Consider the following 26295-nt stretch of genomic DNA (forward strand, 5'->3'; position numbering starts at 1 on the left):
TGATACAATGGGTGGGATTACACAGGATACGCAGAGGAGCCAATGGCCAGACGGCTGACGGCCCCGCTGCCAGATGGGAGGGACACCTATGGCCGTATATCGGGTGACTGACACTGCGCGCGTTGCCCCGCTTTTTGCAAAGTGGCCGGAGACGATGATCTGGTCGTGTTTGCAGGGCTGTATGGGCAGCGCCTGGGCCGATGACCAGACAGCGCCCACCGCGGCGCTGGTGGCGCTGGGCGACTTTGGCTTTTTGGCCGGACAGCCACAGCCGCAGCTGGCGGCACACCGGCCAGAGGACGCGCCGGATCTCTGCATTTTGGTGCCCCAGAGCGAGGCGTGGGCCCGCTGTATTGAGCAGGTGTACGGCGACCGGGCCCAGCGGGTACAGCGCTATGCGGTAAAAAAGGAGCCGGGCGTATTTGACCGGGACCGGCTGCGGGCGCTGGCCGCCGAGCTGCCGGAGGGCTATGTGCTGCAGCCCATAAACGCGGCGCTGTTTGCACAGGCTAAGGCCCAGCAATGGTCGTACAGCCTGTGCGGACAGTTTGCCGGGTGGGAGGATTACCGCCGGCGGGGGCTGGGGGTGGCGGCCACCCGCGACGGGCAGCTGGTGGCGGGGGCCTCTTCTTACAGTGTGTACCGGCAGGGCATTGAGATCGAGATCGACACCCGCGCCGACCACCGGCGCCGGGGGCTGGCCACCGCCTGTGGAGCGGCGCTGATCCTGGACTGTTTAGAGCGGGGGCTGTACCCCAGCTGGGACGCCCAGAACCTGCATTCGCTGGCGCTGGCCCAAAAGCTGGGCTACCGCCCCGATGCCCCCTACCCCGCCTACGAGGTGGGCGAGCGCCCGCCGCACACAGGCCACCTATAAAAAAGGAGGGCGCAACATGCCCCAAAAGATGACAGCGGAGATGGTGGCAGCCAGTGGCGTTACCTGCAACCACCAGGAGATGGAAAACGGCGAGCGGCGCTTTCGCCTGCTGGGGCCAGACGGCAGCGGCTACATCCGCTGCGAGAACCCCGGCGGGCCGGTATGGGAAAACAGCCATCTGCACCACACCACCCGAGAGTTCATCTTGGTGCAGCAGGGGCCGGTGATCTGCGCCGTGTACCGGCAGGGCAAGGCGGTGCTGCGGCTTTTAGAAACCGGCGACTGCTTTTGCCCCGACCCCGGTGTGCCCCACGACCTGTGCATGGGGGCCGGGGCGGTGGTGCACGCGGTGAAGTACGGCAGCTGCCCGGCGGGCGACTGGGTGCCGTCGCCCGAGCTGGATATGTGCGTTCGAAAGCTCAGCTGGGAGCAGGCGCTGCAACTGGCCGAGGGCTGAGCACAGCTTAAACAGCTTAAATTTTATTTGCCAAAACGCTTGACAACACCGCCGCCAGTCTGTATACTAGAGAAGTATTCTAGATGTACATTTGATCTCACATGTTTTTGTAAATCATTTGCTCGTTAGATGGTCTACAAAAACATGTGATTCTTTTTTGTCAGAGAATATAATATTTTTGATGGAGGTACCTATTATGCATACTGGTACTGTAAAATGGTTCAACTCGGAAAAAGGTTTTGGCTTTATTGCTGACGACAACGGCGGCGAGGACGTATTCGTACATTTCTCGGCCATCGTGGGCGACGGCTACAAATCGCTCAATGAGGGTCAGAAAGTCTCGTTCGAGACCGAGCAGGACCCCAAAAACAGCAGCAAGCTGCGCGCTACCAACGTGACTGCGCTGTAAGTGCACTGTAAAAAAAGCGCCCCTCTTTAAAAAGAGGGGCGCTTTTCTTTTTGCCGGGCGGAAAAAAGTGGGGCTGCTCTGCCCTGCTCTGGACCGCGGGGCACCGGCGCTTGGGGTGCGCCGGCCTATAAGAAAGATAAAAAGGGCGGGGCCGGGATGGACCCGGCCCCGCTCTTTTTTATGTGCGGTACACAAGCAAACAGCAAACAGCACACAGTACGCAGCTACGCAGCACAGTGTGATGGGACAGCTAGGCGTCGATATCGACCGACCAGCCGGCCGGACCGTCGAGACGGCCCCACTGGATACCGGTGAGCGTATCGTAGAGCTTTTGTGAGATAGCGCCGATCTGGCCGCCGCCAATGGGCATGACCTTATCTTGCCACTTGAGCTCGCCCACCGGGGAGATGACCGCGGCGGTGCCGGTGCCAAAGCACTCGGTGAGCTTGCCGGCGTCGTAGGCGTCGGCGATCTCCTGGATAGAGATGCGGCGCTCGCTGACCTTTTGGCCCCAGGACTGCAGCAGCTCGATGGTGGATTTGCGGGTGATGCCCGGCAGGATACTGCCGTTTAGAGCGGGGGTGACCACCTCGCCGTCGATGACGAAGAAGATGTTCATGGCGCCCACTTCCTCGATGTATTTTCTCTCGACGCCGTCGAGCCAGAGCACCTGGGCATAGTCCTGCTCGTGGGCCTCCTCCTGGGCGATGAGCGCCGAGGCGTAGTTGCCGCCGGTCTTGGCCTCGCCGGTGCCGCCGCGCACGGCGCGCACGTAGGAGGACTCGACATAGATCTTGACCGGGTCGAGGCCGCTGGCGTAGTAGGGGCCGGAGGGAGAGAGCAGGATGATGAACAGGTAGCTATCGGAGGATTTGACCCCCAGCTTGCCCTCGGTGGCGATGATGAAGGGGCGGATGTACAGCGACGAATCTTTGGCTTTGGGAATCCAGTCGCGGTCGAGATCGACCAGTTTTTTCAGGCTGCAGAGGGCCAGCTCCTCGTCGATGGGGGGGATACACATGCGCTTGTTGGAGCGGTTGAGACGCTTAAAGTTCTCTTCGGGGCGAAACAGCAGCACGCGGCCGTCGTCGGCGCGGTAGGCCTTCATACCCTCGAACACCTCTTGCCCGTAGTGCAGGCACATGGCTGCCGGGGAGATGGAGATGGGGCCGTAGGGCTTGATGACCGGGTCGTGCCAGCCCTGACCGGCGGTGTACTCCATGACGAACATATAGTCGGTAAAGACCTGGCCAAAGCCCAATTTGCTCTCGTCGACGGGCTTATCCTTTAGGGTTTTTGCAAGTTCCACTCTGATCTCTTGCATGAAAATCACTGCCTTTCTACAGTTGGCGGGCCGGACCCGCCGGGCGCCCCGGCTGGGCGGGGCGCGGTGTGCCGGTCAAATACACACCGCCGCGCCGGCTTTACTTTACCTTGCGAAACACGGGCGGGGCATATATGGGTACCGGCGCGGCGTAAAGATATCAGTAGGCGACGCCCTGGGCGATCATGGCGGTGCAGACCTTGTTAAAGCCGGCGATGTTGGCGCCCATGACCAGATTGCCGGCGTGGCCGTACTGGGCGGCGGCGCTGCTGGCGCTCTGGTAGATGCCTTTCATGATGCCCTCGAGCTTGCTGTCGACTTCCTCGAAGGTCCAGCTGTAGCGCATAGAGTTCTGGCTCATCTCGAGGCCGGAGACCGCCACGCCGCCGGCGTTGGCCGCCTTGGCGGGGGCAAACAGCACGCCCGCCTTTTGCAGGGCGGCGATGGCAGCGGGGGTGGAGGGCATGTTGGCCCCTTCGGCCACGGCCATGACGCCGTTTTGAATGAGGGCCTTGGCCCCCTCTTCGTCGAGCTCGTTTTGGGTGGCGCAGGGCAGGGCGATATCGCAGGGGGTGTTCCAGATGTTTTTGCTGCCGGCGGTGTAGACGGCGCCTTCTCTTCTGGCGGCGTACTCGGTGATGCGGGCGCGCTCGACCTCTTTTACCTGTTTCATGAGGGCCAGATCGATGCCGCTCTCGTCGAGGACGTAACCGGCAGAGTCGGACATGGCGATGACTTTGCCGCCCAGCTCGGTCGCCTTTTCGGCGGCGTAGATGGCGACGTTGCCGGAGCCGGAGATGACTACCTTTTTGCCGGTGAAGCTCTCGTTTTTGAGGTCGGCGAGCATTTCGCGGGTGAAGTAGCACAGGCCGTAGCCGGTGGCCTCGGTGCGGGCCAGCGAGCCGCCGTAGGTAAGGCCTTTGCCGGTGAGCACGCCGGTAAACTCGTTTTGCAGGCGCTTGTACTGGCCGAAGAGATAGCCGATCTCGCGGGCGCCGACGCCGATATCGCCGGCGGGCACGTCGGTGTTGGGGCCGATATGTTTACACAGCTCGGTCATGAAGCTCTGGCAAAAGCGCATGATCTCCATATCCGACTTGCCTTTGGGGTCGAAGTCGCTGCCGCCTTTGCCGCCGCCCATGGGCAGGCCGGTAAGGCTGTTTTTGAACACCTGCTCGAAGCCCAGGAATTTGATGACCGAGGCGTTGACCGAGGGGTGCAGGCGCAGACCGCCTTTATAGGGGCCGATGGCGGAGTTGAACTGGACGCGAAAGCCGCGGTTGACCTGTACTTTGCCGGCGTCGTCTACCCACGAGACGCGGAACACGATCATCCGCTCGGGCTCGACCATGCGCTCGATAACGCCGTTTTTCTCGATGGCGGGATCGGCTGCGACGACCGGCTCGAGGGACTCGAGAACCTCTTGGACGGCCTGCAAAAACTCGGGCTCGCCGGCGTTGCGCCGGCAGACCTGCTCGTAAACCTGGCTGAGATATGCGTTGCTAAAAGACATAGGGGGCCTCCTTAAAATGGGATTGGGCACATCATCGCTGTAAAGCGGTACATCGCACCCCGATATGTCCATATTATATAGAGTTTGGGGGCACAGTTCAAGCAAAAGTGAAGTAAAACCGGGCAGCGACTTGCAAATTTATGGGCTATGCCAATTTTTGCAGGGGCGGCGGGGCGCTTGTTTGGGTATACCGCAAGATATTCGTAAGAGTACTTCATAAATTGTTAAGTTGCCCCAATAGGTCAAAAATGCTATAATAAGGCCATTGAGAGCGGGCCCACCGCCCGGCGGCAACAGCGCCGAAGCGGGCGGGCCAAACCACAAAATTGGGAGTTGGGTACTATGAACTGTAAAAACTGTGGCAATATCATCCCCGACGGGGCGGCTTTCTGCACGGTGTGCGGCACCCCGGTGGAGCACGCGGAACAGGCCGGACAGAACACCGCCGGACAGGCGGCCGGCGCCACCTGTGCGGTGTGCGGCGCGGTGGTGCCCCCGGGCGCCAGCGTTTGCCCCAACTGCGGCACGGTGCTGCAGGGCGCGCCCATCCCGGCGGGCTACAAGCCCCGCAGCAAAGTGGTGGCGGCGCTGTTTGCCTTTTTGCTGGGCAGCTTTGGCATTCAGAACTTTTACCTGGGCTACACCAACAAGGCCATCGTACAGCTGATACTGGGTATTTTGTGCTGTGGCACGGTATCGTACATCTGGTCGTTCATCGAGGGTATTTTGATTTTGACCGAGTCGATCAGCGTGGACGGCAACGGCGTGCCGCTGGACCGGTAGGTCACTTGTAAAAAGCGCGCTGTTGTGCTAAAATAGCAGGGCGCAGTTTTGCGCGGCGAGTAGACCATGTGGCGGCGCACACAGCCCGAAAGAGCGTGTGTGAGGAAAGTCCGAGCTCCGCAGGGCAGGGATAGCTGCTAACGGCAGCCGAAGGCGACTTTAGGGAAAGTGCAACAGAAAGAAACCGCCCCGGCCTTATGGCATGTGGGTAAGGATGGAAAGGCGAGGTAAGAGCTCACCAGCGCACAGGAGACTGTGCGGCTATGTAAACCCTATCCGGAGCAACACCGCAATGGGGGCAGATACGGCTTGCCCGGCCGGCTCCCGACAAGGTGGCTGGAGCTGTGCGGCGACGCGCGGCCAAGATAGATCGTCACTCAATACAGAACTCGGCTTATGGTTTAGTCGCCTACTTGAAAAAAAAGCACCCGTATCGGGTGCTTTTTTATTTTGGCAAATGCTGTTTATCGCTCTCGGCGCGAACATATACCGCAATGTCTGACAGCGCACAGTCGAATATCTGGCACAGCTTATCTAGCGTGTGGGTGGTGACGGGTTGACCGGCCTGTAAGCGCTGCACAGTGGCATGGCTAAGGCCGTATTTCACCCGCAGGGTGTAGGTGGTCGCCCCTCTTTTGGCCATGGTCGCCCACAGTGGGTCATAGACGATCATTTCTCTGCATCCCCCTTACACAGGTGTGGGTAGTGGCGTCTTTTTGGCCATGGCCCTTGCCGCGGGTCACGGCCTGCGGCGGCTGCCGGGCAGGGTGAAGTTGAGCAGGTCGCCGGGGCGGATGTGCAGCGCGTCGGCGATGTTATAGAGCACCTCCAGCGAAAAGGGGTAGACGGTGCCGGGCGCTTCGATGGAACTGAGGTGGGAGCGGCTGATACCCGCTTTTTCGGCCAGCTGCTCCTGCGAGAGGCCCTGCATTTTGCGCAGGGCGGCGATAGCCAGCCCCAACTCGATAAAGCGGTCGCGGTTGTCAAAAGACACGTCCCGACCCATGTATGCCCCTCCCCTCTTGTATCGTATGGTGTATATTATAGATTTTGTCAGGCTGCAATACAGTCTTATTTAATGTGCTATTGACTAAAATATTGGGCAATGGTATCATGAGAGCATGCTTTCCACGTTTAGCACAAATATCCACTATTTTTACTACTCATCGGTATCGTCCTCGAATGAGTAGTCGTTGAGGGCGGGGAAATCTAAGAATTCGGCCACGGTAAGGCCAAAGGCGTTGGCTACTTTAAGTAGTGTGGACAGCCGGGCATCACGCGTTTTTTGGCCCATGATGTTGTTGAGCGTAGAACGGGTGATACCGCTCATCTGCGACAGTTTGTAAATAGAAAAACTGCGCTGCCGGCAGAGAGTGCGGATGCGGTCGACTACGAGCGATGAGAGCTGATCTTTCACGGTATTCACCTACCTGTTTATGGCTGCGTGGCAAAAGCCGATACAGCAGCGCTGCATCCGCTGTCGTCAGGCATCGGTATCGTCCTCGTACGAGTAGTCGTTGAGGGCGGGAAAGTCTAAAAATTCGGCCACGGTAAGGCCAAAGGCGTTGGCTACCCGCACCAGCGTTTTAAGACTTGGATTAAAGGTATGGCGGCCCATGAGGTTATCGAGGGTGGACTGGGTGATGCCGCTCATCTGCGACAGTTTGTAAATAGAAAAACCGCGCTGGCGGCAGAGAGTGCAGATGCGGTCGACTACGAGCGATGAGAGCTGGTCTTTCACAGTATTCACCTACCTGTTTATGGCTGCGTGGCAAAAGCCGATATAGCGGCGCTGCATCCGCTATCGTCAGGCATCGGTATCGTCCTCGTACGAGTAGTCGTTGAGGGCGGGGAAATCCAAGAATTCGGCCACGGTAAGGCCAAAGGCGTTGGCTATCCGCACCAGCGTTTTAATACTCGGATAGGCGGAGCGGCGGTTCATAATGTTATCGAGCGTAGAGTCGGCAAGGCCACCCATCTGTGCCAACTGATAGATAGAAATACCGCGCTGGTGGCAGAGTTTTTGGATATGGGCGGCGATAAGCACCGAGATTGGGACTGGCATAGCAATCACCTACTTACCATAACTGGATAGCAAAAAACAGATATAGCGGCGCTACATCTGTTTAGGTTATTCATCGGAATCGTCTTCATCGGAATCGTCTTCGAAAGAATAGTTGTTAATAGCGGGAAAGTTAAGAAATTCCGCCACCGTCATATTAAAAGCATTAGCGATTTTGTGTAGTGTTTTGATTCTTGGGTTAAATGTTCTTCTATTAACCAAGTTGTCGAGGGTAGACTGGCTAATATTGCTCATCCGCGCCAACTCATTAATAGATATTCTTTGCTGTTTGCAGAGCGATACTATGTGGTCAACAATAATTTGAGAATAAATTATGTTTGCCTTATCCACATACTTCACACCCCTGCTAATATAAAAATACTATCCCTATATATAGGGCTAATATTTTCATATTAGCAATAAATATACAGCCCTTTACTCGTATACGAGCAAAGGGCTTAAAAATAAACAATAAAGGGAGAAAAACTATGGAAAACGATCTATCTATCCTCACGGAGAGGCAACGGGAAGTATATCTTTTGCGGCAGCAGAGGCTGACCTGTAAGTGCATTGGCGAGGAGCTGCACCTATCGGTGAGCGCGGTGTCGCTCCACTTACGCAATGCGCAAAGGCGCTTTCGGCAGTACCAGGCCTTTCAGGAGGAGAAAAAGAGAGACGGTCAGACGGTGGCTTTTTCCATCAGCCGCATAGAGTTGGCGCTCATTATCGAGGGGCTCGTGCTCTTAGGGGGAAAAATGCACCGGGAGATCGGCGGCCGCAACATCCGCAGTGACTGGCAGGGGCGTATGCCGTATAGAGCGCTTGCAGCCGACGCCCTGCTGACGCGGGCACAACTGGCGCTATATGGGAAAGTCATCCATACCGGCATATTGGAGTGACCGGCCACGCAAAAAGAAAGCCCTGTAAACTACAGGGCTTTCTCTGTTGACACGTGGGGCCTTGGCCGGCGCCAACTGTGCTGGCGGGACCAAAAGGCCTATTTGCGCTTGGGCGGCTTGGTGCGCACCAGCAGAAGCTGCTGCAGGCCGCTTAGGATGGCGGGGGTGGTGACCGCCACCATGAGCCAGCGGCTGCCGCGAAACGACTGGGTGGAGGAAAACAGCTCCTGAAGATAGGGGTCGGCACCGGCGAGGACGGCCTGCGCCTCGGGCTCGTCGCGGTCGCTGATGGCCACCAGACAGGTAAAAGAGCCCCGCTCGGGATAGAGGGTACAGACCGAACGGCTGCCCTTTTTGTACTTGACGTTCCAGCCCGGAGCCATGCCGCAGCGGCTAAAAAACAGCTGCGGCGACAGGCCGTAGGTATCTTTTATAAACTGCTGCAGCTGCGGCCACAGCGGGGTACCGATGTACTGGCTTATCTGCTGGGGGGTGGGGGCGGCGGTGGCGGGGTAGGTGTTGCTCCAGTCGCTCATGGGCTTCCTCCTGTTAAACGGGCCGGTACGGGCGTACCGGCGGTGGGGCCGCGCTCACAGCGGTCGCTGCATGGTGATGTGGGGCCAGCCGTCTTCTATAAAGGGGCTGCCGACAGCGGTATAGCCGCAGCGCTGGTAAAAGGGCTGCACCTGCACCTGGGCGTGCAGCTGGGCGGTTTTGGCGCCGGCGGCGCGCAGGCGGGCGTGTATCTCGTCCAGCAGGCGGGCGCCCAGGCCGGATCTGCGGTGGCTTTTGGCCACACAGATGCGGCCCACGGTGTAGGTGCCGGGCCCGCCGGGAGCGGGAAAGGTACGGCCCACGGCGGCGGGGGTGCCGTCGGGCGCATAGAGGACCAGGTGCCAGGCGGTGTGGTCGATCTCATCGAGCTCGACTTCGCGGGCAAAGCCCTGTTCGTCGACGAATACCTGTAGGCGCAGGTCGTAGGCATCTTGCTGCTGGGGGGTGCCCTCGACCCACTTGGCGATATATTCCATTGGCAGTGCTCCTTTTTTATGGGGTAGGTACAGTATACCGCACCGAGGCGGCCGGGCGCAACTGCCGCGCTGCTGCCTCTGCCCCCTGCTCCCCTGCCCTATTTTATGGCGCGGCAAAAGGGGCGTGTCCACAGCCGGACACGCCCCTTTTTTGCACCGCTACACTACCTGGTCAGAGCTTAAAGATCAGCTTTAAAAACAACATGCCGGCCACGCCGGGCACCCCCAGCACCGCCGAGGCCCCGCAGGTAAAGAAATTAAAGCCGATGGTAGGGCCGATAAACGGCGCCAGCACATTGAGCAGCAGCACCACGCAAATGCCCGAGAGCCCGGTAAACACCGCGGTGATACAGGGGTGCTGCCCCTTGGAAAAGGTGCGGGCCATCACCGCCACCACCACTATGGCAAGCGCCAACATGATCCACCGGTAGTATGCCATCTCGTCATCCCCCGTCTTTTTATTGTGGGGCTACTCCTGGCGCGGCAGCTGCCGGGCCTTTTGGTACAGGAAATCGAGCCGGTGCTCCAGCGCCTTGATCTCGTAAACGGCGGAGGTCACCAGTTCGCCTTCGCTGCTGTAGTCGAACCGATCGTGGGCCTGACACAGGCGCAGATTGGTCTCGGCGATGTCGTCTTGCAGCTGCTGGCGGGCGAGCTGGGCACTGCTGGGCGCGGTCTGCTGCCGCTGAGAAAGCAGCTGTTTAAGGCCGGCGAGGCGGCCGTCGATACGCGCTAAGATACCTTCCATAGCCATCCGCTCCTTTCGCCTGTGAGTTTGCCCCCTATACCTCCAGTTTATGCCGGTGCGGTTGGGATAAATACCCATTTTGGCCGGGAGGAGACGAAAAGACAGCACGAAAAAAACGGCCGCGCTCCCGGATGGGGGCACGACCGCTTTTTTGCGGCCCGGGCGGCAGAGCGCCGGCGGGCAGAAATACAAAGATACTATACGCGCTGTGCAGCTGGTCAGACCAGGGCAAAATCGACCTGGCCCAGCGAGACGTTGGTGTTGGTGGTCTTGACGGTGATGGGGTCGCCGATGGAGATGGTCTTGCCGCCGGCGTGATCGACCAGCTTGATATCGTCGACCAGCTCGTAATCGCTGCCCTCGATGGTGGCCAGGCGCACCAGTCCCTCACAGCTGTTCTCGAGCTGGACGTAGAAGCCGTAGGGGGCCACGCCAGAGACGATACCGGGCATATCCTGCCCGATGAACTGCTGCATGTACTGGGCCTTGTAGGCGTCGTCACAGTCGCGCTCGGCCATCATGGCGTTTATTTCGCACTGGGTGGAGTGGGCGGAGGAATCGACCACGAAATCGTCGTACCGCGCCCTGATCTCGGAGGCCGGTACGCCGCTCAAAAAGTCGGTGATGATGCGGTGGATGGAGAGATCGGGGTAGCGGCGGATGGGCGAGGTGAAGTGGGCGTAATCGTCGAGCGACAGGCTGTAGTGGCCCAGGGGCTGCTCGCTGTACTTGGCTTTGGCCATGGAGCGCAGAACCATTTTATGGATGAGGATCTGCTCGGGTTTGCCGCGGGAGAGATCGAGGATCTCGGCCAGCTTTTTGGTGGGTACCCCGGCCTTGATGTCGGTGTAGGGGTAGCCGAAAGCCTTGAGGATGGTGCGCAGCGTCTCGAGTTTGATGCCGTCGGGATCTTCGTGTACGCGGTAGACAAAGGGCAGCTTGTTTTTGCGGCCCAGGTTGGCGGCACACTCGTTGGCGATGAGCATGAGCTCCTCGATGGCCTTTTCGGAGGCGCCGCGGTCGCGCACCACGATATCGACGGGGTCGCCCTCTTCGTCCATGATGATCTTGCTCTCGTTGGACTCGATATTCATGGCGCCGCGGGCAAAGCGGTTGTCCTCGAGTATCTGGGCCAGCTGGCCCATGAGCTGCAAGCTGTCGATCACCTGGGCGTAGGCCTCTACGATGTCGGGACTGGCGGTGCCGTCGAGCAGGGCGTTGACCTCGCTGTAGGCGCACTTTTTGCGGGAGCGGATGATGGTCTTGGCAAAGCGGTAGTCTTTGATGCGGCCCTGCTCGTCGAGCTGGGCGATACAGGACAGGGCCAGGCGGTCCTCGTCGGGGTTAAGGGAGCAGACGCCGTTAGAGAGCTCTTTGGGCAGCATGGGCACTACCGAATTGGCGTAGTACACCGAGGTACCGCGCTCGAAGGCCTCGCTGTCGAGGGCGGTGTCGGGGCGGACGTAGTGGGACACGTCGGCGATGTGCACGCCCAGCTGATAGCCGTCGGCCGTTTTTTGCAGCGAGATGGCGTCGTCGATATCTTTGGTCTCTTTGCTGTCGATGGTGCAGATGACCCAGTCGCGCAGGTCCTCGCGGCCGGCGAAATCGTCGGGGCAGACGCCGCGCTCGAACACCTGGGCAGCCTCCTGCAGCGTCTCGGGCTCGAAGTTCAGTTTGATGTGGTTTTGGTGCAGGATGGCGTCGGCGCAGAACTTGGCGCGGCCGGAGTCGCCGAACACCCGCTCGATGGCGGCGATGTGGCCGAAGTGCTTGCGGCCCCGCACCACCAGTTTGACGAGCACCTTGTCGCCATCTTTGGCCTCGCCCAGGGTGGAGCGGCGGACCTTGATCTCGGTTTTGGGCATGCAGTCGAGCACCACGAAGCAGCTGTCGCCGGAGAGGTGCAGCACGCCGACAAAGGCGCCGTCGGGGTCGGGGATGACCTGGACGACTTCGCCCTCCAGCGACATGCCCACCCGGCCCGGGCGGGTGCGCAAGAGCACCTGCTCGCCGGTCATGGCGCCCATGAAGTAGCGGCCGGGAATGAAGACCTGGGTCTTCTCCTCGTCGTCGAGCTGGGCAAAGCCGAAGCTGCCGGCCACCTTGACGATCTCGCCGCGCTTGAGATCCAGCCGCTCGGGCAGGGCAAAGCCCTGCTCGCCGAACAGCACCTGGCCGCTCTTTTCCATCTGGTCGAGACAGCTGCGGATCTGGGGCTTGGAAAAGCTGGCCGCACGGGTGCAGATCAGCTTGAGGGGGACGTAGGGGTTTTTGGTCTCGCGGAGTATTTTTTCTATCGTTTTTTGCAGTTTGATAAACGGTCACCTGTCTTTCAAGGGCGGCCCGGCCGCCGGTAAGTAAACTTCTGTGCCACTGTATGCGCCCGCCCCTTTATTGTGGGCAGCGCCCGGGGCGGGCATACCCCGCCCCGATGGGCACACACAACAAAACACCCTGCACCAGGTGGCAGGGTGTTTTTCTCATTTGGAAAATATTCCGAATACACCGACTAAAAGTGTAAGCGCGAAAAACGCAACGCCCGCTATTTTGGTCCACTTGGCCAGCAGTGCGTCAGGAGTCCTGCCGCCGGAGCTTCCCAAATAAGACTGCGCCGAGCCGCCGCTGATGGTGTTTGACATACCGGATGTCGGCTCCTGCATGATGACCATTAAAATAATGACCAGGCAGGAGATGAGCAGTAGTACGCCCGCCACGATCTGAACTGTGTTCACGGTGCCACCTCCGAAGTAAAGCTATGTTCTCACAATAATCAATATAATAGCATATCTGCTATAAAAAAGCAACCAATGGCGTCGATAAATTTTTGTATACACCAACCAGCGGCGGGTATACTACCAGTGTCCATATCACCTTACTTTTTGGCGTTTGCGAATAGGGTGCCATGGACCGGGGGCCGGCGCTCATAGCCGGCCTTTTTTGGCGTGTTTTGCCACTTTTGGCCCCCGGTACCGGCACCGGCGCAAATTTGCGCTTTACCTTGACGCGGCGTAAGGGCTTATCGTATAGTTACAGCAGAAATGCGTGATGAGGAGGCCGACAGATGTCTTTTACCGTGAGCCAACTGGCAAAGCTGGCTGGGATAAGCCCCCGGACCCTGCGCTATTACGACCAGATCGGCCTGCTGGCGCCCCAACATACCACTGCCGCCGGTTACCGCCTGTACGGCGCCGAGCAGGCCGACACACTGTGGCAGATACTCTTTTACCGGGAGTTGGGGCTACAGCTGGGCGAGATACGGGCGCTGCTGCGCGACCCGAGCTACGACCGCCGGCAGGCACTGACCGACCACCGCCGCCGTCTGCTGCAAAAAAGAGAGAAACTGGAGCGGCTATTGGGCGCGGTGGACCGCGTGCTGGCCGCTGACGACACACAGGAGGTGTTTTTATTGGAAGAGAGATTTGACTGCTTTAAAGAGCAGCTGGTGGCTGAAAATGAGCGCCGCTACGGCAAAGAGGTGCGGGCCAGATACGGAGATGCAGCGGCCGACAGCGCGAACGCGGCGATGCTCTGCATGAGCCGGGCCGACTACGACCGCTTTACCGCGCTGGAAAAGGAGATCCTGCAGCAGCTGGACGCGCTGTTTGCCGCAGGGACGCCGACCGACGCGCCGGCGGCGCGGGAGCTGGCCGAAAAGCACCGCCAGTGGCTGACTGCCAGCTGGGGCCACTACGACCCGGCGGCCCATGCGGCGCTGGCGGCGGGCTATGTGGCCGACGACCGCTTTCGCGACTACTACGACCGGGGCACTGCCGGGCGGGCGGTGTACCTGCGCGATATGATCGCCCACTACACCCAGTCGCTATAACGCCAAAAGAGGGGGGACTACCGGGTAGTCTCCCCTCTTTTTATGTTGCGGTGCAGATGGCTGCACCCATGTCAATTTTGCAGCTCGGTGTGGGACTGCTGCAGCGCGCGCTCGGACCGGCCGGCATATTTGGCCATGACCAGGGCGATACACAGTAGCGCGGCGGCAAAGCCCAGCTGCACGCCCATAGCCTGCCAGATCTCGACGGGGACCCCGCCCGAAAAGCTGCTGATCTTACAGATGCGGTTGAGGGCTACCGAGTACCAGTAGGTGGGGGTAAAGTGGGCCACGGCCAGCATGCCTTGACCCAGGTACTCCAGCGGGACGAACACGCCGCCCAGAAAGCTGAGACCCAGCGAGACGAAGTTGGCCACGGCGTTTTGAGTGTTGGGGCTCTTCATGAAGATGCCGGCCAGCATGGAGATGGCCATGGCCACCAGCGTGAACACCAGCGCGTTGAGCAGCATGAGCCCCAGCAGCCGCATATCGAGCACGGCCAGATCGCGGCGGTAGACGACAAAGCCCAGCAGGGTGAGCAGCAGCCAGCAAAAGAGGCTGATGATGAGGCTGTACAGCGACAGCTGCCCGTTGAGCCGGCCGGCGTTCATGGGGCTGCAGAGGTTGCGGCGGCGCAGATCGGGGCGGCCAAAGGCGATGGTCACCGTGCTGAGGCAGAGCATGACCATGACCATGAGGATGTAGCTCTGCATGCGAAAGAAGATGTGGTAGCTCTCGCTGACGGGCTGGGCCTCGCCGAACTGGCGGGTGGTGACCTGCACGTGCTGACCGAGGTCGCTGATGGCGGTCTCGACGACCTGCGCAGGGTCGGCGCCGGGATCGGCCAGCAGACTGCTGCGGACCATTTGCAGGTACTGGCTGACCAGACTGTCGGCGTAGTAGCCGCGGGCCGAGTTGGGGGTGGTGACTGTTTGTAATTGCAGCGGAGCGGCGGTGAGAAAGCTGGCGGCAAAGCCCTGGGGGATGATGACGATATAGTCGCTGGCGCGGTAGAAGGTGGCGTCTTGCAGCACCTGTATCTCGTCTTTGAGCGGCACCTCGGTGCCGTTTTGCGACAGGTAGCGGCGCAAGCCCTGGGTGATGGGGGTATCCCCGTCGCGGTCGATGATGGTGAAGGTGGGCTTTTCGGCGGTAAAGTCGGTGCTGAGCTGCTGGGCGCTCATGTCGGTGAGCAGCACCGAGAGGGCCATAAAGATGACCACGTAGATGGCCAGCGCCCCCATTTTGCGGGACATGACTTGAAAACAGGCCTTAAATACTCTCATAGCGCTGCCTCCTTACGAATGCGGCGGTGGCGGCGAACATGACCGCAGCCATGGCCAGCAGGATACCGATGTTGAGGAAGTACTGGCTGTAGCCATCGTAGCAGTACAGGCAGTAGAAGGCGTCGGAGATGCGGGCGGCGGGATTGAGCCAGGAGACCACCGGCAGCTTTTGCGCCACGGTGTAGTTGATACCGGACACCATGAGGCCGGACAAAAAGCTGAGCACCATGATGACCGAGATGAGGATGGCGGTCTTGGGCCCATCTTTGATGCGGTGGTTGACCGAGACCAGCGCGCCAAAGGCCACCCCGACCAGACTGCCCACCAGACAGGTGAGCAGCACCAGTGGCATTTTACCGCCGAAATCTACCCCCAACACGTAGCGGATATAGAGGACGACGATACCCACACAGGCCGTGTGTACGGTGATGCCGCCGAGCAGATCGGCCGAGACCAGTATGTGCCGGTTGGTGGGAGCTATCGTTTGGCGGGCGCCCACCGGCGACAGGTTGGCCTGCAGGCGGTCGACGCTGGTGAGGCCCTGAAAGCTGCCGTAGAGGCAGACCATGGCCAGCAGCGCGTAGAAGTAGCCCACCTTTTCGGTGACCGGGTTTTTGGTGAGGCTGATACCCTCGGTAAAGTCTTGCCGGGCGATGAGCGCGCGCAGCTGCTGCGGATCGCTGACGCCGGCGGCCACGGCGCGGGAGACGGTGTTTTTGGTCTGCTGGTAGCTGTCGAGAAAGCCGCGCAGGACCGTCTGCTCTATGCCGCTGCCGGAGACGGCCAGCTGGGGGACATCACCGGCCAGGATGTAGCCGGACACCTTTTCATTTTGCAGCAGTGTATCGGCCTGCTGGGTGCTGTCGACATAGGTGATAGAGAGCAGGGCGCTGTCGCCCTGCGAGACCTGCTGCAGGGCGGTCTGCAGTGTTTGGTCCTGCTGGTAGGCGCTGTCGCGCACCACCGCTACCGGCACCGTTTGCAGCTGGGCCGTCTCGTCGAGCGAGCCGAAGGCAAAATAGAACAGAGTGGCCATCATCAGCGGGAACACCCAGGTCCAGACCAGAGTCGTGGGGTCGCGCAGGGCGGCGCGGATGCGCTTGAGATAGATGTTGCAAAACATGGCGTTTTCCCCCTTAATCCCGCAGTTGTTTGCCGGTGATCTCTAAAAACACGTCGTTTAGGGTGGGCGGCTCGGAGAACACCCGCCCAAAGGGCAGCTGTCGCTGGCGCAGCAGGTCGAGCACGGCGATCATCTGATGGCCGCCCATCATGCAGTGGGCGACGAGCTGGCCGTTTTGGTAACTGACCTGGCGCACCCCGTCGATGGCCTGTATCTCGCGCAGCACTGGGGCGGGCAGGTCGGGCAGCTCGACCAAGAGCTTTTCGCCGGTGCGGATCATGGCCTTGAGCTCCTCTTTGGTGCCAGTGGCGACAGCGCGGCCGCGGTCCATGATCATGATGCGGGAGCAGAGCTGCTCGACCTCCTCCATATAGTGGGAGGTGTAGACCACGGTGGCCCCCTGGGCGTTGAGACGGCGGATGCCCTCGAGGATGTTGTTGCGGCTCTGGGGGTCGACGGCCACGGTGGGCTCATCCATGAAGATGAGGCTGGGACGGTGGGCGATGCCACAGGCGATGTTGAGCCGCCGCAGCAGGCCGCCGGAGAGCTTTTTGGGCAGAAACTTGCGGTACTCGCCCAGGCCCACAAAATCGATGGCCTCATCGACCAGCTCGCGGCGCTTTTTGCGGTCGGCCACGTAAAGGCCACAGAAATAGTCGATATTCTCGAGCACGGTGAGCTCGTGAAACACGGCCACGTTTTGCATGACTACGCCGATCTTCTGCTTGCTCTTGTAGTTTTGCGGGCTCATGGGGGAACCGAACAGCGACACCTCGCCGCGGTCGTAGTGTAAAAGCGAGAGCATGCAGTTGATGGCGGTGGTCTTACCCGAGCCGTTGGGACCCAGCAGGCCGAAGATCTCCCCCTCCTGCACCGACAGGTCGAAGTGGTCGAGGGCGACCAGGTCGCCGTAGCGCTTGACGAGATTTTTTACTTCTATGATCAATGGAATACGCCCCTCTCTATTTTTGGGTGGTGGGCGGCGGGGATCGCTCTCCCCTGCCCGGTATGACCAGTATACCCCACCGGGGCGGCGGTGGGCAGTGAGCGGGGGCACGAGTCGCGGTGACAATTGTCACATGTAGCCGGGTGCGATTGCATAAAGGACCGGCTTTTGTTATGCTAGAGACAGAAGAGCAAGCGGGGGTGAGCGGATGCAGAAGATCGTGGATAAGGCCGTTTTGCTGGTGTTGTGCCTGCTTTTATCGCTGGCGCAGGACGCCGGGACCTTTGCGGTGGTGGGGCTGCTGACAGCGGTGGCGCTGACGGCGCTGTGCAGCTACCTGCCGCGCCGGTGGGGCCCGGCGTGCACGCTGCCCTACCTGCTGCTGTGCTGTGTGTACCCGCTGTTTTTGCTGTTTTTGCCGCTGTGCTGCTACGACTGCACCGGGCAGGACCGGTGGTACCTGCGCCTGGGGTGGCTGGTGCCGCTGGCGGTGAGCCTGCGCCGCACCGAGCCCAGCCTGACGGCCACCCTGACCGGGTTTTGCCTGCTGGCGGTGCTGCTGGCCCGCAAGACCGCCGCGCTGGCGGATATTTTTAGCCGCTACTACCTGCTGCAGGACAACACCCGGGAGGCGGCGATAAACCTGCAGCAGAAAAACCACGACCTGATGGAAAAACAGGATTATGAGGTGCGCCTGGCTACCCTGGCCGAGCGCAACCGCATTGCCCGCGAGATACACGACAATGTGGGGCACCTGCTGACCCGCTCGCTGCTGCAGGTGGGGGCTTTGGAGGTGGTGTACCGGGACCAGGAGCCGCTGCGGGAGCAGCTGGACCAGGTGAAGGCCACGCTTTCGGGGGCCATGGACAACATTCGCAGCAGTGTACACGACCTGCACGACGAGTCGGTAGACCTGGGGGTGCAGCTGCGGGCGCTGGCCGAGAGCACCACCTTTTGCCCGGTGCAGCTGGAGTGTGAGATAGAGGACGCGCCGCGGGAGGTAAAGTACTGCTTTATCGCCATTTTGCGGGAGGCGCTGTCGAACATTGCCCGCCACTCGGACGCCACCGGGGCCACAGTGCGGGCCATCGAGCACCCGGCGCTGTACCAGCTCATCATCCAGGACAACGGCAGCCGCCGACCGGCAGAGGGCGGGCGCGGCATTGGACTGCAGAACATGCGCGACCGGGTCGAGGCGCTGGGCGGGGTATTTACCGCCGGCTACCAAAATGGGTTTCGCCTGTTTATATCGATACCAAAGGAGCACTGAGCGATGGATATCCTCATTATTGACGACGACCCGTTCGTCTGCGCCTCGCTGCAGACGATCTTGCAGGTCCAGGACGACATCGAGGTGCTGGGCACCGGCACCAGCGGCCAGCAGGCGGTGGAGCTGTACCGCCGGTACGAGCCGGACATCCTGCTCATCGATATCCAGATGAAGGGGATGACCGGGCTTGAGGCGGCGCGGCAGATACTGGCTCAATGGCCGTTGGCGCGCATTTTATTTTTGACCACTTTTTCGGACAACGACTACATCCGCGACGCGCTGCAGATGGGGGCCAAGGGGTATCTTATCAAGCAGGATATAGAGGCCATCGCCCCGGCGCTGCGGGCGGTGTACTCGGGGCAGAGCGTATTTGGCGACGAGGTGGTGCACAAGCTGCCCGACCTGATGGGCGCCCCGGCGGGGCCGGACCTCTCGGGCTTTCAGCTGAGTGAGCGGGAGCGGGAGGTGACCGAGCTGGTGGCGCTGGGGCTTTCGAACCGCGAGATCGCCGACCGGCTGTTTTTGAGTGAGGGGACGGTGCGCAATTACCTGAGTGCTATTTTGGAAAAACTGGACCTGCGCGACCGCACCCAGCTGGCGGTATTTTACTACCGGCAGAAGTAGCGGCGGGCAGATAGCAGACATAAAAGAGGGGACGCTTTGGTATCGCCTTATAAGGAAGTATTTTAGAAAGCAATAGACATACTGAATTATCGGTTATTGCATAAGTAACCGTTAGAGGAGTACCGAGAAGAACCGTAAAGTTTTGTCGGTGTTTTCTTTTGGCAGATAAAAGAAAATACTGAAATTTTTAAAAATATGAATTTTTTGATATAAGAACAAAATATAGTTTTGTTCTACGAGATAGACAACTTTGAATTTGAAGAGGTTTATAATGAAAAATCAGTATATGCAACTTGTTCCGGCAGACCTATCACTTGCCGAACAGGTAATTGATTACTATAGGAGAAACAGAGACTTTTTAGAAGCCTTTGAACCTATACGAAGCGAGGAGTTCTTTTCTTTAGATTATCAGCAAGAAGTTTTGAGAAGTGAAATGAAACGCTGTAAAGAAAAGACCGCCTTTCGTTTTTATATCAAATCAACAGACCATCCTCAAAAAATTATAGGGATAATCGGTTTGAATAACGTCGTATGGGGAGCTTTCTGCTCTGCTTTTTTGGGATATAAATTAGATGTAGGTTTTGTAAATAAAGGGTATATGTCTATGGCAGTAGGTATGCTGACAAAATATGCATTTGAAGAATTAGGCTTGCACCGAATTGAAGCGAATGTGATGCCGAAGAACAGAGCATCTTTAAGAGTTTTAGAAAAAAATCAGTTTATAAATGAGGGGCTTTCAAAATATTATCTAAATATCAACGGAATTTGGGAAGACCATATTCATATGGTAAAGATAAATTACGATATGCACGAAATTCCAGTTTGCAGGAATAAAAAACAATACTGATTTCTTAACCGATGGCTTGTGAAAAAATCACTTGTCATCGGTTTTTTGTTGTCAAAATCATATGATAATAAATGATGTCCACAGGGATAACGAGTATCGGATTTTATAGACCAAAATTTGTAAAATTATTACTTCACAGCATAAAAAGAAACGGTGCAACCTCTTTTCGAGGTTACACCGTAACTTACATAGGAATTACTTCCTTCTGGGACTGCCCTTTGAGCCTTCCCTCTTTTTATTTATGGCAGATGTGAAAACTAGTGGGGGCCGCCTGCCCGCCGGCGGCAGATGCCCGGTACCGCGGCGGCTAAGGCCAGCCCTAACACCAGCCCCAACACCAGTGCCAGCGCCGCCGCGGCCGGCAGCGCGGTGTGGTCGCCGGTGGGGACCGGCGCAGTGCCGGGCGCCCCGGAGCCGGCTGGAACAGTGGTGGGGGCGGTGGGCTCCTCGCTGCCGCCTGTCGGCGCCGGGACAAAGATGGCGGTGACCGTTTGCGCCCCTTCGGTCACGGTGACGGTGAGCGTGCCGTCGGCACCGGCAGCGACCGCGCGGTCATCGACCTGCCAGCGGGAAAACTGGTAACCGCTGGCGGGTACGGCGGTAAACTGCACGGCGGTGCCGACGGGCAGCGGCTGGCCGGACCGCACCTGCGCCGAACCGGCGCGGGCCAGCACCCGACCGCCGGCAGCATCGGCAAAATACAGGGTGCTCTCGGCCGGCAGCGGCGACTGCGCCGCCTGCTGGACCAGCACGTAGTAGCTGAAGTGATCGGTCTCGAACTGGGCCAGATCGCCGGATACGGTGACCGGGTACTGCACCAGGTCGCCGGTGGGCTCGACCCGGTAGATGAGCAGCCGGCTGCGGTCGAACCCGGCGGGAATGGGGATGGACACCTGCACCTTGCCGCCGGGCTGCACCTTGGTATCTTGCAGGTAAAGACCGATATCGAAGGCGACGAGCTGATCGGCCCGGTCGGCCAGGGCGGTATGGACGGTGTTCCAGTCATCGCTCTGTCGGTCGACCGGCTCTACCTGCAGGTGGATCTGGGCGGGGTCGGCCCCGGCGGGCAGCGACTCGGGCGGACAGACCAGCTGCACCTGGGTATCGGGGTCTTGCAGCTGTACCGGCAGCGGCCTAAAGGTGATATTTAGGGCTACATCGGCCCGCAGCGACGGCAGAGAGAAGCTGTTTTGCGCGACCTCTACCGGCTGTCCGCCGGCGGTGACGCTGTCGAGCTGCCAGCCGGCAGCCGGGTGGGCGGTAAAGGTGACGGTGCTGTTCCAGGGCACTGTCTGCGGGCCGCTGGGATCGATGCTCCCCTGCCCCTGTATCTGGGTGGTGACGCGTATATCGGGGGTATTGAGCGACCACACCGCCGGGGGCCCCGGCTGAAATGCGGCCGGACTGTCGTCGGCAAAGGTAAACCAGCTGGCGGCAGTATCCTGACCCTGGTAGGAGATGAGCGCATCCTGATGCCGCCAGCCAGTGCCCAGCAGCGACACTGCGGCCGGGCGGTCGGGATCGACTGGGATATACTGGCCGGTGACGGTGAGCGGGTCACCCAGCGCCAGGTCGGTGACACCGTCGAGCAGGTCGACGGTGACCGGGCTGCCGGTGATGGTGAGGGTGCTGGCGCCCTCGACGGTGGCGGTGCCATCTTCCTCGACATAGCCCTGGGTGTAGATGGCGCCGCCGCTCGGGAAGGTGATGCCATCTACGATGTGCACCGCGCTGCTGCCGCTATAGACGGCGGCCACCCCGTCGCCGCTGTAGCTGCCGCCGCAGACCAACTCGCGCACGGTGCAGCCGGTGAGGGTGACCGAAGTGCTGCCGGCCCGGGCCGTTTTGCTGGAAAAAGCCAGCGGGCCGCCGATGGCGGCGGTGATGGTACTGTTTTTTATATCGAGCACGGCGCTGCCCAGCACGTCGACGCAGCCGTCAGTATTCATGATAAAGCCACCGCCCAAGATGTTGCCGCCATAAGTGCCGTCGTACAGGGGGAAAGTGCTGTTTTGAATGGCGATACGGGTGCTTTGAGAGGTGGATGTAGCCGATGTGCCACTGCTCTCCCCGCCGCCGTACACATCCCCCTCGATGGTACAATCGCTGATGGCAATGTCCACGTGGCCGGTGTTGCCGACGGCATCACGCGCTGATACGTAGCTGCCGCCCATGATCTCGCGCTGCATCGTGGTGCCGGAGATGGAGATGGAGACCGAGCCCACCGACACATCGGTACCGGCAGTGCTGGTGCCGCCACCGCCCCAGAGATAGTCGTCATTGTTAGAGTAAGGCGCTACGTCGGCATTTTCAAAGCGGATGGACACCTGGCCGGTGACCTGTGCCACGCCGCCCGCCACGTCGGCCCCACCACCGCCCAGCAGCCAGCGAACACTTCCGCTGCGCACGGTGACGCTGGTGGAGGGCACCGTCTGGTTGTGGCCGCCGCCGTACAGGTAGTTTATCTTTACCCCGTCTACTGTGAGGGGGATACCGCTGGCGTACACTTCGTAGGCACCCACTGTGTAGAGCCCGCCGTCGTTGCTGCCCAGCGTGACTGTGGTGATGCCTTTATCTGGCGGCAGCTCGAGCGTGCCCTGCTCGCCCAAGTCGGCGGTGAAGATCAGTGTGAGCGCGCCGGTATCGGCGCTGAGGCTATCCAAAGCCTGCTGGGCGGTGGCACAGTCGCCGCCGGGGCCCACCCGCAGCACGACGCCTTCTTGTGCGGTGGGGACTGGGGTAAAGAGCGAGACTGCCAAAAGCAGTGAAAGCGCCCAGGCGCAAAAGCGTTTTTTCATAACATAATCCTCCCCATCACACACTGATGGTCACAATAATCGCTCTGTTTATAAGAAAAATAAACATATTTGTTACCTCATTATACGCCTGTCATCTACAATTTGTCAAAAAAATGACGATGGGAGCAGCTGGAAAATATTTCTGTCTCTACACTGCTGTTTTGGGCAGTCATCGGCGAGAGCCCATGGGCGCCCGCCGCGGCCAGACGGCCAAAAAGCCCACTGGAGGCAGACTCCCGGTGGGCTTTTTAAATTGGCTGAACGGTTTCAGGAATCGCTATTTTCGCCTTTTTTCGCGGCGCAGCAGCACCGCCAGCGAGAGCAGGACGGCGACTGCCAGCAACAGGATAGTCCCCATATCCAGTGCGCAGCCGCGCAGTGCCCACAGCAGGCAGGCGATAGCGGTCATACCGCTGTAGAAAAACAGGTCTCTATATCTCATTGGGATCTTGCTCCTCCTCATCCTGTCGGCGCAGCACCAGCCAGGTATAGCCGGCGGTGCACCCGGCCGCCAGCAGTGCCAGCCAGTGCACCCAGCAGCGGCGGTGTTCGCCGGTATTTACGCCGCCATTCGCGCCGTCGCTACCGGACTGGTGGCCGCCGTCGCCGGTCGAGGTGCCGGTCTCGCCCGGCTCTATCTGGGCCTGGCGCTGGGTGAGCTGATAGGACAGCTCGACGGTGGTGGTGTTGCCCAGCAGATCGGTGGCGGTGCGGCGGATGGTATAGCTGCCGGGAGCGGTGGTGTCGATACCTAGCGCGGTGATGTCGCGGCCCTGGCTGTCGAGTATTTGAATGGGCGAATAGGTGAGCGTGTCGGCCGGGTAGGGCAGCGCCGACTGCAGCCGGTAGCGGCCGTCGAACCAGCCGGCCGCTGTCTGGGCGCTGAGGTGGCCGCCAAACGGCGGGGCGATGCCGATATCCTGCACCAACTCGTCGCGCAGCAGCGCGTGGCTGATGGTGGGGTTTTGGCCGTCGGGCGTGACGGTGACCTCCGGCAGCTGATCGGGGTTTTGGGGCCAATCGGGCTGGATGGGACCGTCGCCGGGCTGTACGTGGGGCGGATCTACCACCGGGCGCTCGACAAAGGTATAGGTGAGCTGGATGGTGGTGGTGTTGCCGGCGCTGTCGGTGGCGGTGCGGGTGATGATGTACTGGCCGGGGCGGGTGGTGCCGAGCTCTGACGCCGGCTGGCCCTGGTGGGTGATGTGCAGCTGGCCCCACTGGAGCAGGCCATCGGGCTGGGAGGAGGTGACCTGATAGCGGCCGGCAAATAGGTCCAGCATATTTTGCCGGGTGTACCGCCCGCCGCCGGCTGGCGGGTCTTGCAGCTGCTCGGTGATCTGGTCGATGAGGGTGCGGTGCACCTGACCCTGGTCGTCGATATCGGGCTCGGGCTGGTCTGGGGGAAATACCGCGTCATCGGGGTCTGTGTCAGGGCGACCGTCGGGGTAGGTGGTGTCGCCGCCGGGCTGCACGTCGGGAGCCTGGCCCTCTACCACGTACAGGGTACAGACCTTGGGCGGGGCGGTGTGGCCGTCGTCATCGGCACCGTTTTGGCTGAAGGTGAGGATATACTTGCCGCAGGGCAGGTCGACCGGGATGCGCGTGGTGCTGGCGGCACCGGTCTGCGGTGTGAAACTGCTGCCCGGCTGCTCGAGACGCCAGCTGATCTGCTCATCGTACAGCTGGATGCGGGCGGCGCCGTCGACGGTGGGCAGCGTATTGTGCACCGCCGGTGTTTTGACGCTGCCGGCAGGGGCGGTGACGGCAATATCGTCGCCGGCGATCATATCGAACACCGCCTGCGGCGACAGCGAGTCGGCTGTGGCGGCACTGTGCTGGACCGTGGCTGTGTCGTCGGCCACGATGACCGGGGCCACATCGGTCTTTTTAACGGTGACCGGGTCGCTGGTGTTGCCCGCTGCATCGACTGCCCGATACTGGTAGGTGCCGTTTGGCAGGCCGGTAAAGCCGGTGTGGGCGGCGGTCTGGACTGGGTCGCCGGCCCCGTCGGTGAGAGCGTAGAGCTGTAGATCCTGCCAACCGCCGCCGGGCAGTTTTACCTGCAGCTTCCACACGCCGGAGAGGCTATCTTTTAGAGAAAAAGACATGGTGCCGCGGTCGGTGAGCTGCAGGGTGGGAGCGGCGCTGTCGATCTTGAGGGTCTCGCTGGTGTCGCCGGAGCGCTTGCCGTCGGAGGTCTGTACGCCGTAAAAATCTGTCTGGGTGCCGGCGGTGTCGGTTTCAAACTGTTTTTGGCCGTTCTCGCTGGGGGCGGCGGCGCCGGCGAAGTACAGTTCGTCGTAGGTGCTGTCGGGAGCCAGGGCGATGGTGACGGTACCGGTATACCAGCCATTTTCACCGGCCGGGCCCTCTACGATATAGTCGTAGTGGTCGGGGTCCTCGTCATCCGACACCATGGGCGCGCCCACTGTAAGCGAGGACTGGTGGTAGTAGTTGTTTTTAAAGAAATCGTCTTGTAGCCGCTGGTAGACGGTGGCGGTGGTGCCGGAATCGCCGGTGACGGTGGCGTTGTAGCGGATGGTGACCGCGTCGTCACCGGTGGGCAGCGAAAAGGCGATGCCGCTGTCTTTGGTGATGTCGTGGGTGGTATCGGTGGCGACGGGGGTGCTGCCGATATAGATCTTCTGGTCGCTGCCGGTACAGGGCGTTATGCCCACATGGGCGTTTAGGTCGCTGTTTTTGAGGGCGGCGGGAAAGCTGTAGGTGCTGCCGATGTTCTGGGCGGTGGCCTCGACGGTGACGGTATCGCCGGGCAGGGCGTAATGCAGCTCTTTTGTATTGTCGCCGGGGTCGAGAAAGCGCACCGACATGGTGGGCTGGTACTGGGTGTAGCGAAAGCCGGTGAACTGCATCTGCGATGTAAGATAATGGCTCACTCCGCTCGCTTCAACCGCTCCTTCCAGCGATAGATATACTGTCTCATCTGAAATCTTGTTATTTACAAATACCGTAGTATGACCATTGTAAACGAACGTAAAGGTCCCTTGTTTTGTGATATTATCCCAATGATAGGATAAACTGGCCGGTTTTTGCGAGCCGAAATCACTCGCAGATATCTTTTTTTGATACCCGCTAATTGCTGCACTCGGGCCAAAATCATTCCTAGAACCCTGTGCGCCGTATAGGATCGCTGTACAGGTTCCCCAATTTGAATTGCTATGCCAACCTACTGAACTGCTACCTGTTGTATGGTTGAGCAGTATAAATTGTAATACATTTCCATTCTCTGAAAAAATATTAAAGGTCGACCAGCTGGCCAGACAGGTAGATAGGCTCGGTAAGGTCACCAACATTTCTATCTCCCAATCAGTTCGCAGCGAAATCTTTTTTTTGCTTTTTGCCCCACCACAAACTTGTGCATTTTTTCCTGAAATACTGATCGTGCTTTCCCTGATCGTGGTCGGCGTACCGGCTACATTGACGATATTAAACATCTGGTTGAGGTCGG

29 protein-coding genes and 1 other RNA gene are annotated in these 26295 nt (G+C 59.8%); 10 read left to right on the top strand and 20 right to left on the bottom strand.

Annotated elements, in window-relative coordinates; all coding sequences use genetic code 11:
- Positions 1 to 88: 88 nt before the first annotated feature.
- From C6Y32_RS08735 to C6Y32_RS08745, 3 genes are all read left to right on the top strand, one after another.
- Positions 89 to 877 (top strand): GNAT family N-acetyltransferase, encoded by a 789-nt coding sequence (locus C6Y32_RS08735; RefSeq protein ID WP_105204923.1) that lies wholly within the window; start codon positions 89 to 91, stop codon positions 875 to 877.
- A gap of 16 nt (positions 878 to 893) precedes the next feature.
- Positions 894 to 1334 carry a hypothetical protein gene (locus tag C6Y32_RS08740; RefSeq protein ID WP_105204924.1) on the top strand — a complete coding sequence of 147 codons (441 nt, stop codon included), beginning with the start codon at positions 894 to 896 and terminating at the stop codon, positions 1332 to 1334.
- A gap of 196 nt (positions 1335 to 1530) precedes the next feature.
- Complete coding sequence (locus C6Y32_RS08745) at positions 1531 to 1743, top strand: cold-shock protein (RefSeq protein ID WP_105204925.1); 213 nt, start codon at positions 1531 to 1533, stop codon at positions 1741 to 1743.
- 250 nt (positions 1744 to 1993) lie between these two features.
- On the opposite strand, the gene C6Y32_RS08750 is transcribed toward C6Y32_RS08745, so the two are convergent.
- Together C6Y32_RS08750 and gdhA are read right to left on the bottom strand one after the other, a co-directional pair.
- Complete coding sequence (locus C6Y32_RS08750; RefSeq protein WP_105204926.1) at positions 1994 to 3067, bottom strand: branched-chain amino acid aminotransferase; 1074 nt, start codon at positions 3065 to 3067, stop codon at positions 1994 to 1996.
- Between the two features lie 160 nt (positions 3068 to 3227).
- Complete coding sequence (gene gdhA / locus C6Y32_RS08755; RefSeq protein WP_105204927.1) at positions 3228 to 4580, bottom strand: NADP-specific glutamate dehydrogenase; 1353 nt, start codon at positions 4578 to 4580, stop codon at positions 3228 to 3230.
- Positions 4581 to 4922: 342 nt separating this feature from the next.
- Here gdhA and C6Y32_RS08760 point away from each other — a divergent pair, with 342 nt between their 5' ends.
- A complete protein-coding gene (locus C6Y32_RS08760; RefSeq protein WP_105204928.1) occupies positions 4923 to 5363 on the top strand; it encodes a TM2 domain-containing protein in 441 nt (146 codons plus the stop codon).
- A gap of 56 nt (positions 5364 to 5419) precedes the next feature.
- Positions 5420 to 5775, top strand: an RNA gene (gene rnpB, locus C6Y32_RS08765) — RNase P RNA component class A.
- Positions 5776 to 5808: 33 nt separating this feature from the next.
- On the opposite strand, the gene C6Y32_RS08770 is transcribed toward rnpB, so the two are convergent.
- The 6 genes from C6Y32_RS08770 to C6Y32_RS08795 all read right to left on the bottom strand — a co-directional run bounded on the left by C6Y32_RS08770 (position 5809) and on the right by C6Y32_RS08795 (position 7776).
- Positions 5809 to 6036, bottom strand: coding sequence for a helix-turn-helix domain-containing protein (locus tag C6Y32_RS08770; protein ID WP_105204929.1), 228 nt, complete (start codon positions 6034 to 6036; stop codon positions 5809 to 5811).
- Positions 6037 to 6102: 66 nt separating this feature from the next.
- The gene (locus C6Y32_RS08775; RefSeq protein ID WP_105204930.1) at positions 6103 to 6369 is read right to left on the bottom strand and encodes a helix-turn-helix domain-containing protein; all 267 of its coding nucleotides are present in this window, start codon (positions 6367 to 6369) and stop codon (positions 6103 to 6105) included.
- A gap of 153 nt (positions 6370 to 6522) precedes the next feature.
- The gene (locus tag C6Y32_RS08780) at positions 6523 to 6780 is read right to left on the bottom strand and encodes a helix-turn-helix domain-containing protein (RefSeq protein WP_164998195.1); all 258 of its coding nucleotides are present in this window, start codon (positions 6778 to 6780) and stop codon (positions 6523 to 6525) included.
- A 66-nt stretch (positions 6781 to 6846) separates the two neighbouring features.
- The gene (locus C6Y32_RS08785) at positions 6847 to 7104 is read right to left on the bottom strand and encodes a helix-turn-helix domain-containing protein (RefSeq protein WP_105204932.1); all 258 of its coding nucleotides are present in this window, start codon (positions 7102 to 7104) and stop codon (positions 6847 to 6849) included.
- 66 nt (positions 7105 to 7170) lie between these two features.
- Positions 7171 to 7428 carry a helix-turn-helix domain-containing protein gene (locus tag C6Y32_RS08790; RefSeq protein ID WP_105204933.1) on the bottom strand — a complete coding sequence of 86 codons (258 nt, stop codon included), beginning with the start codon at positions 7426 to 7428 and terminating at the stop codon, positions 7171 to 7173.
- A gap of 66 nt (positions 7429 to 7494) precedes the next feature.
- Positions 7495 to 7776, bottom strand: coding sequence for a helix-turn-helix domain-containing protein (locus C6Y32_RS08795; RefSeq protein ID WP_243562644.1), 282 nt, complete (start codon positions 7774 to 7776; stop codon positions 7495 to 7497).
- Positions 7777 to 7913: 137 nt separating this feature from the next.
- Here C6Y32_RS08795 and C6Y32_RS08800 point away from each other — a divergent pair, with 137 nt between their 5' ends.
- Entirely contained in the window at positions 7914 to 8324 is a 411-nt protein-coding gene (locus tag C6Y32_RS08800) for a LuxR C-terminal-related transcriptional regulator (RefSeq protein ID WP_105204934.1), read from the top strand.
- Between the two features lie 98 nt (positions 8325 to 8422).
- Here the strand turns inward: C6Y32_RS08800 and C6Y32_RS08805 are convergent, their stop codons facing one another.
- The 6 genes from C6Y32_RS08805 to secG all read right to left on the bottom strand — a co-directional run bounded on the left by C6Y32_RS08805 (position 8423) and on the right by secG (position 12838).
- Positions 8423 to 8860: a DUF3788 domain-containing protein gene (locus tag C6Y32_RS08805; RefSeq protein WP_105204935.1), complete on the bottom strand. Its 438-nt coding sequence runs from the start codon at positions 8858 to 8860 to the stop codon at positions 8423 to 8425.
- 54 nt (positions 8861 to 8914) lie between these two features.
- On the bottom strand, positions 8915 to 9355 hold the full coding sequence (locus tag C6Y32_RS08810; protein ID WP_105204936.1) for a GNAT family N-acetyltransferase: 441 nt from the start codon (positions 9353 to 9355) through the stop codon (positions 8915 to 8917).
- 172 nt (positions 9356 to 9527) lie between these two features.
- Positions 9528 to 9794: a pro-sigmaK processing inhibitor BofA family protein gene (locus tag C6Y32_RS08815; protein WP_105204937.1), complete on the bottom strand. Its 267-nt coding sequence runs from the start codon at positions 9792 to 9794 to the stop codon at positions 9528 to 9530.
- Between the two features lie 30 nt (positions 9795 to 9824).
- Positions 9825 to 10103 carry a DUF2508 family protein gene (locus C6Y32_RS08820; protein ID WP_105204938.1) on the bottom strand — a complete coding sequence of 93 codons (279 nt, stop codon included), beginning with the start codon at positions 10101 to 10103 and terminating at the stop codon, positions 9825 to 9827.
- A 218-nt stretch (positions 10104 to 10321) separates the two neighbouring features.
- Complete coding sequence (gene rnr / locus C6Y32_RS08825; protein ID WP_105204939.1) at positions 10322 to 12421, bottom strand: ribonuclease R; 2100 nt, start codon at positions 12419 to 12421, stop codon at positions 10322 to 10324.
- Positions 12422 to 12586: 165 nt separating this feature from the next.
- Positions 12587 to 12838: a preprotein translocase subunit SecG gene (gene secG, locus C6Y32_RS08830; RefSeq protein WP_105204940.1), complete on the bottom strand. Its 252-nt coding sequence runs from the start codon at positions 12836 to 12838 to the stop codon at positions 12587 to 12589.
- A 329-nt stretch (positions 12839 to 13167) separates the two neighbouring features.
- On the opposite strand from secG, the gene C6Y32_RS08835 reads away from it, so the two are divergent.
- Complete coding sequence (locus C6Y32_RS08835; protein ID WP_105204941.1) at positions 13168 to 13932, top strand: MerR family transcriptional regulator; 765 nt, start codon at positions 13168 to 13170, stop codon at positions 13930 to 13932.
- A gap of 71 nt (positions 13933 to 14003) precedes the next feature.
- Here C6Y32_RS08835 and C6Y32_RS08840 read toward each other — a convergent pair whose 3' ends face one another.
- Genes C6Y32_RS08840 through C6Y32_RS08850 form a run of 3 tightly spaced genes read right to left on the bottom strand, consistent with a single transcriptional unit; the run spans position 14004 to position 17284 of the window.
- On the bottom strand, positions 14004 to 15215 hold the full coding sequence (locus C6Y32_RS08840; protein ID WP_105204942.1) for an ABC transporter permease: 1212 nt from the start codon (positions 15213 to 15215) through the stop codon (positions 14004 to 14006).
- A complete protein-coding gene (locus C6Y32_RS08845) occupies positions 15202 to 16338 on the bottom strand; it encodes an ABC transporter permease (protein ID WP_105204943.1) in 1137 nt (378 codons plus the stop codon). Before C6Y32_RS08845 ends, C6Y32_RS08840 begins: the two co-directional genes overlap by 14 nt.
- A 13-nt stretch (positions 16339 to 16351) precedes the next feature.
- Positions 16352 to 17284 (bottom strand): ABC transporter ATP-binding protein, encoded by a 933-nt coding sequence (locus C6Y32_RS08850; RefSeq protein WP_105204944.1) that lies wholly within the window; start codon positions 17282 to 17284, stop codon positions 16352 to 16354.
- A 208-nt stretch (positions 17285 to 17492) separates the two neighbouring features.
- On the opposite strand from C6Y32_RS08850, the gene C6Y32_RS08855 reads away from it, so the two are divergent.
- The 3 genes from C6Y32_RS08855 to C6Y32_RS08865 all read left to right on the top strand — a co-directional run bounded on the left by C6Y32_RS08855 (position 17493) and on the right by C6Y32_RS08865 (position 20025).
- On the top strand, positions 17493 to 18554 hold the full coding sequence (locus C6Y32_RS08855) for a sensor histidine kinase (RefSeq protein WP_105204945.1): 1062 nt from the start codon (positions 17493 to 17495) through the stop codon (positions 18552 to 18554).
- 3 nt (positions 18555 to 18557) lie between these two features.
- The gene (locus tag C6Y32_RS08860; RefSeq protein WP_105204946.1) at positions 18558 to 19178 is read left to right on the top strand and encodes a response regulator transcription factor; all 621 of its coding nucleotides are present in this window, start codon (positions 18558 to 18560) and stop codon (positions 19176 to 19178) included.
- A gap of 271 nt (positions 19179 to 19449) precedes the next feature.
- Positions 19450 to 20025, top strand: a complete 576-nt coding sequence (locus C6Y32_RS08865) for a GNAT family N-acetyltransferase (protein ID WP_105204947.1) — start codon at positions 19450 to 19452, stop codon at positions 20023 to 20025.
- Between the two features lie 257 nt (positions 20026 to 20282).
- Here C6Y32_RS08865 and C6Y32_RS08870 read toward each other — a convergent pair whose 3' ends face one another.
- The 3 genes from C6Y32_RS08870 to C6Y32_RS08875 all read right to left on the bottom strand — a co-directional run bounded on the left by C6Y32_RS08870 (position 20283) and on the right by C6Y32_RS08875 (position 25723).
- A complete protein-coding gene (locus tag C6Y32_RS08870; protein ID WP_105204948.1) occupies positions 20283 to 22823 on the bottom strand; it encodes an InlB B-repeat-containing protein in 2541 nt (846 codons plus the stop codon).
- A gap of 277 nt (positions 22824 to 23100) precedes the next feature.
- Positions 23101 to 23265, bottom strand: coding sequence for a hypothetical protein (locus C6Y32_RS15370; RefSeq protein WP_164998196.1), 165 nt, complete (start codon positions 23263 to 23265; stop codon positions 23101 to 23103).
- Entirely contained in the window at positions 23255 to 25723 is a 2469-nt protein-coding gene (locus C6Y32_RS08875) for a hypothetical protein (RefSeq protein ID WP_129589424.1), read from the bottom strand. The genes C6Y32_RS15370 and C6Y32_RS08875 overlap by 11 nt, the downstream gene beginning before the upstream one ends.
- Between the last annotated feature and the right edge of the window lie 572 nt (positions 25724 to 26295).

The organism is Neobittarella massiliensis (ex Bilen et al. 2018), from assembly GCF_900289145.1.
In the GTDB taxonomy this organism is placed as follows: domain Bacteria; phylum Bacillota; class Clostridia; order Oscillospirales; family Ruminococcaceae; genus Neobittarella; species Neobittarella massiliensis.

What these genes read in the sequence shown, in the direction of transcription:
- C6Y32_RS08735 (WP_105204923.1), top strand. Translation starts at nt 89, where the DNA reads ATGGCCGTATATCGGGTGACTGACACTGCGCGCGTTGCCCCGCTTTTT.
- C6Y32_RS08740 (WP_105204924.1), top strand. Translation starts at nt 894, where the DNA reads ATGCCCCAAAAGATGACAGCGGAGATGGTGGCAGCCAGTGGCGTTACC.
- C6Y32_RS08745 (WP_105204925.1), top strand. Translation starts at nt 1,531, where the DNA reads ATGCATACTGGTACTGTAAAATGGTTCAACTCGGAAAAAGGTTTTGGC.
- C6Y32_RS08750 (WP_105204926.1), bottom strand. Translation starts at nt 3,067, where the DNA reads ATGCAAGAGATCAGAGTGGAACTTGCAAAAACCCTAAAGGATAAGCCC.
- gdhA (WP_105204927.1), bottom strand. Translation starts at nt 4,580, where the DNA reads ATGTCTTTTAGCAACGCATATCTCAGCCAGGTTTACGAGCAGGTCTGC.
- C6Y32_RS08760 (WP_105204928.1), top strand. Translation starts at nt 4,923, where the DNA reads ATGAACTGTAAAAACTGTGGCAATATCATCCCCGACGGGGCGGCTTTC.
- C6Y32_RS08770 (WP_105204929.1), bottom strand. Translation starts at nt 6,036, where the DNA reads ATGATCGTCTATGACCCACTGTGGGCGACCATGGCCAAAAGAGGGGCG.
- C6Y32_RS08775 (WP_105204930.1), bottom strand. Translation starts at nt 6,369, where the DNA reads ATGGGTCGGGACGTGTCTTTTGACAACCGCGACCGCTTTATCGAGTTG.
- C6Y32_RS08790 (WP_105204933.1), bottom strand. Translation starts at nt 7,428, where the DNA reads ATGCCAGTCCCAATCTCGGTGCTTATCGCCGCCCATATCCAAAAACTC.
- C6Y32_RS08800 (WP_105204934.1), top strand. Translation starts at nt 7,914, where the DNA reads ATGGAAAACGATCTATCTATCCTCACGGAGAGGCAACGGGAAGTATAT.
- C6Y32_RS08805 (WP_105204935.1), bottom strand. Translation starts at nt 8,860, where the DNA reads ATGAGCGACTGGAGCAACACCTACCCCGCCACCGCCGCCCCCACCCCC.
- C6Y32_RS08810 (WP_105204936.1), bottom strand. Translation starts at nt 9,355, where the DNA reads ATGGAATATATCGCCAAGTGGGTCGAGGGCACCCCCCAGCAGCAAGAT.
- C6Y32_RS08815 (WP_105204937.1), bottom strand. Translation starts at nt 9,794, where the DNA reads ATGGCATACTACCGGTGGATCATGTTGGCGCTTGCCATAGTGGTGGTG.
- C6Y32_RS08820 (WP_105204938.1), bottom strand. Translation starts at nt 10,103, where the DNA reads ATGGAAGGTATCTTAGCGCGTATCGACGGCCGCCTCGCCGGCCTTAAA.
- C6Y32_RS08835 (WP_105204941.1), top strand. Translation starts at nt 13,168, where the DNA reads ATGTCTTTTACCGTGAGCCAACTGGCAAAGCTGGCTGGGATAAGCCCC.
- C6Y32_RS08840 (WP_105204942.1), bottom strand. Translation starts at nt 15,215, where the DNA reads ATGAGAGTATTTAAGGCCTGTTTTCAAGTCATGTCCCGCAAAATGGGG.
- C6Y32_RS08845 (WP_105204943.1), bottom strand. Translation starts at nt 16,338, where the DNA reads ATGTTTTGCAACATCTATCTCAAGCGCATCCGCGCCGCCCTGCGCGAC.
- C6Y32_RS08855 (WP_105204945.1), top strand. Translation starts at nt 17,493, where the DNA reads ATGCAGAAGATCGTGGATAAGGCCGTTTTGCTGGTGTTGTGCCTGCTT.
- C6Y32_RS08860 (WP_105204946.1), top strand. Translation starts at nt 18,558, where the DNA reads ATGGATATCCTCATTATTGACGACGACCCGTTCGTCTGCGCCTCGCTG.
- C6Y32_RS08865 (WP_105204947.1), top strand. Translation starts at nt 19,450, where the DNA reads ATGAAAAATCAGTATATGCAACTTGTTCCGGCAGACCTATCACTTGCC.
- C6Y32_RS08870 (WP_105204948.1), bottom strand. Translation starts at nt 22,823, where the DNA reads ATGAAAAAACGCTTTTGCGCCTGGGCGCTTTCACTGCTTTTGGCAGTC.
- C6Y32_RS15370 (WP_164998196.1), bottom strand. Translation starts at nt 23,265, where the DNA reads ATGAGATATAGAGACCTGTTTTTCTACAGCGGTATGACCGCTATCGCC.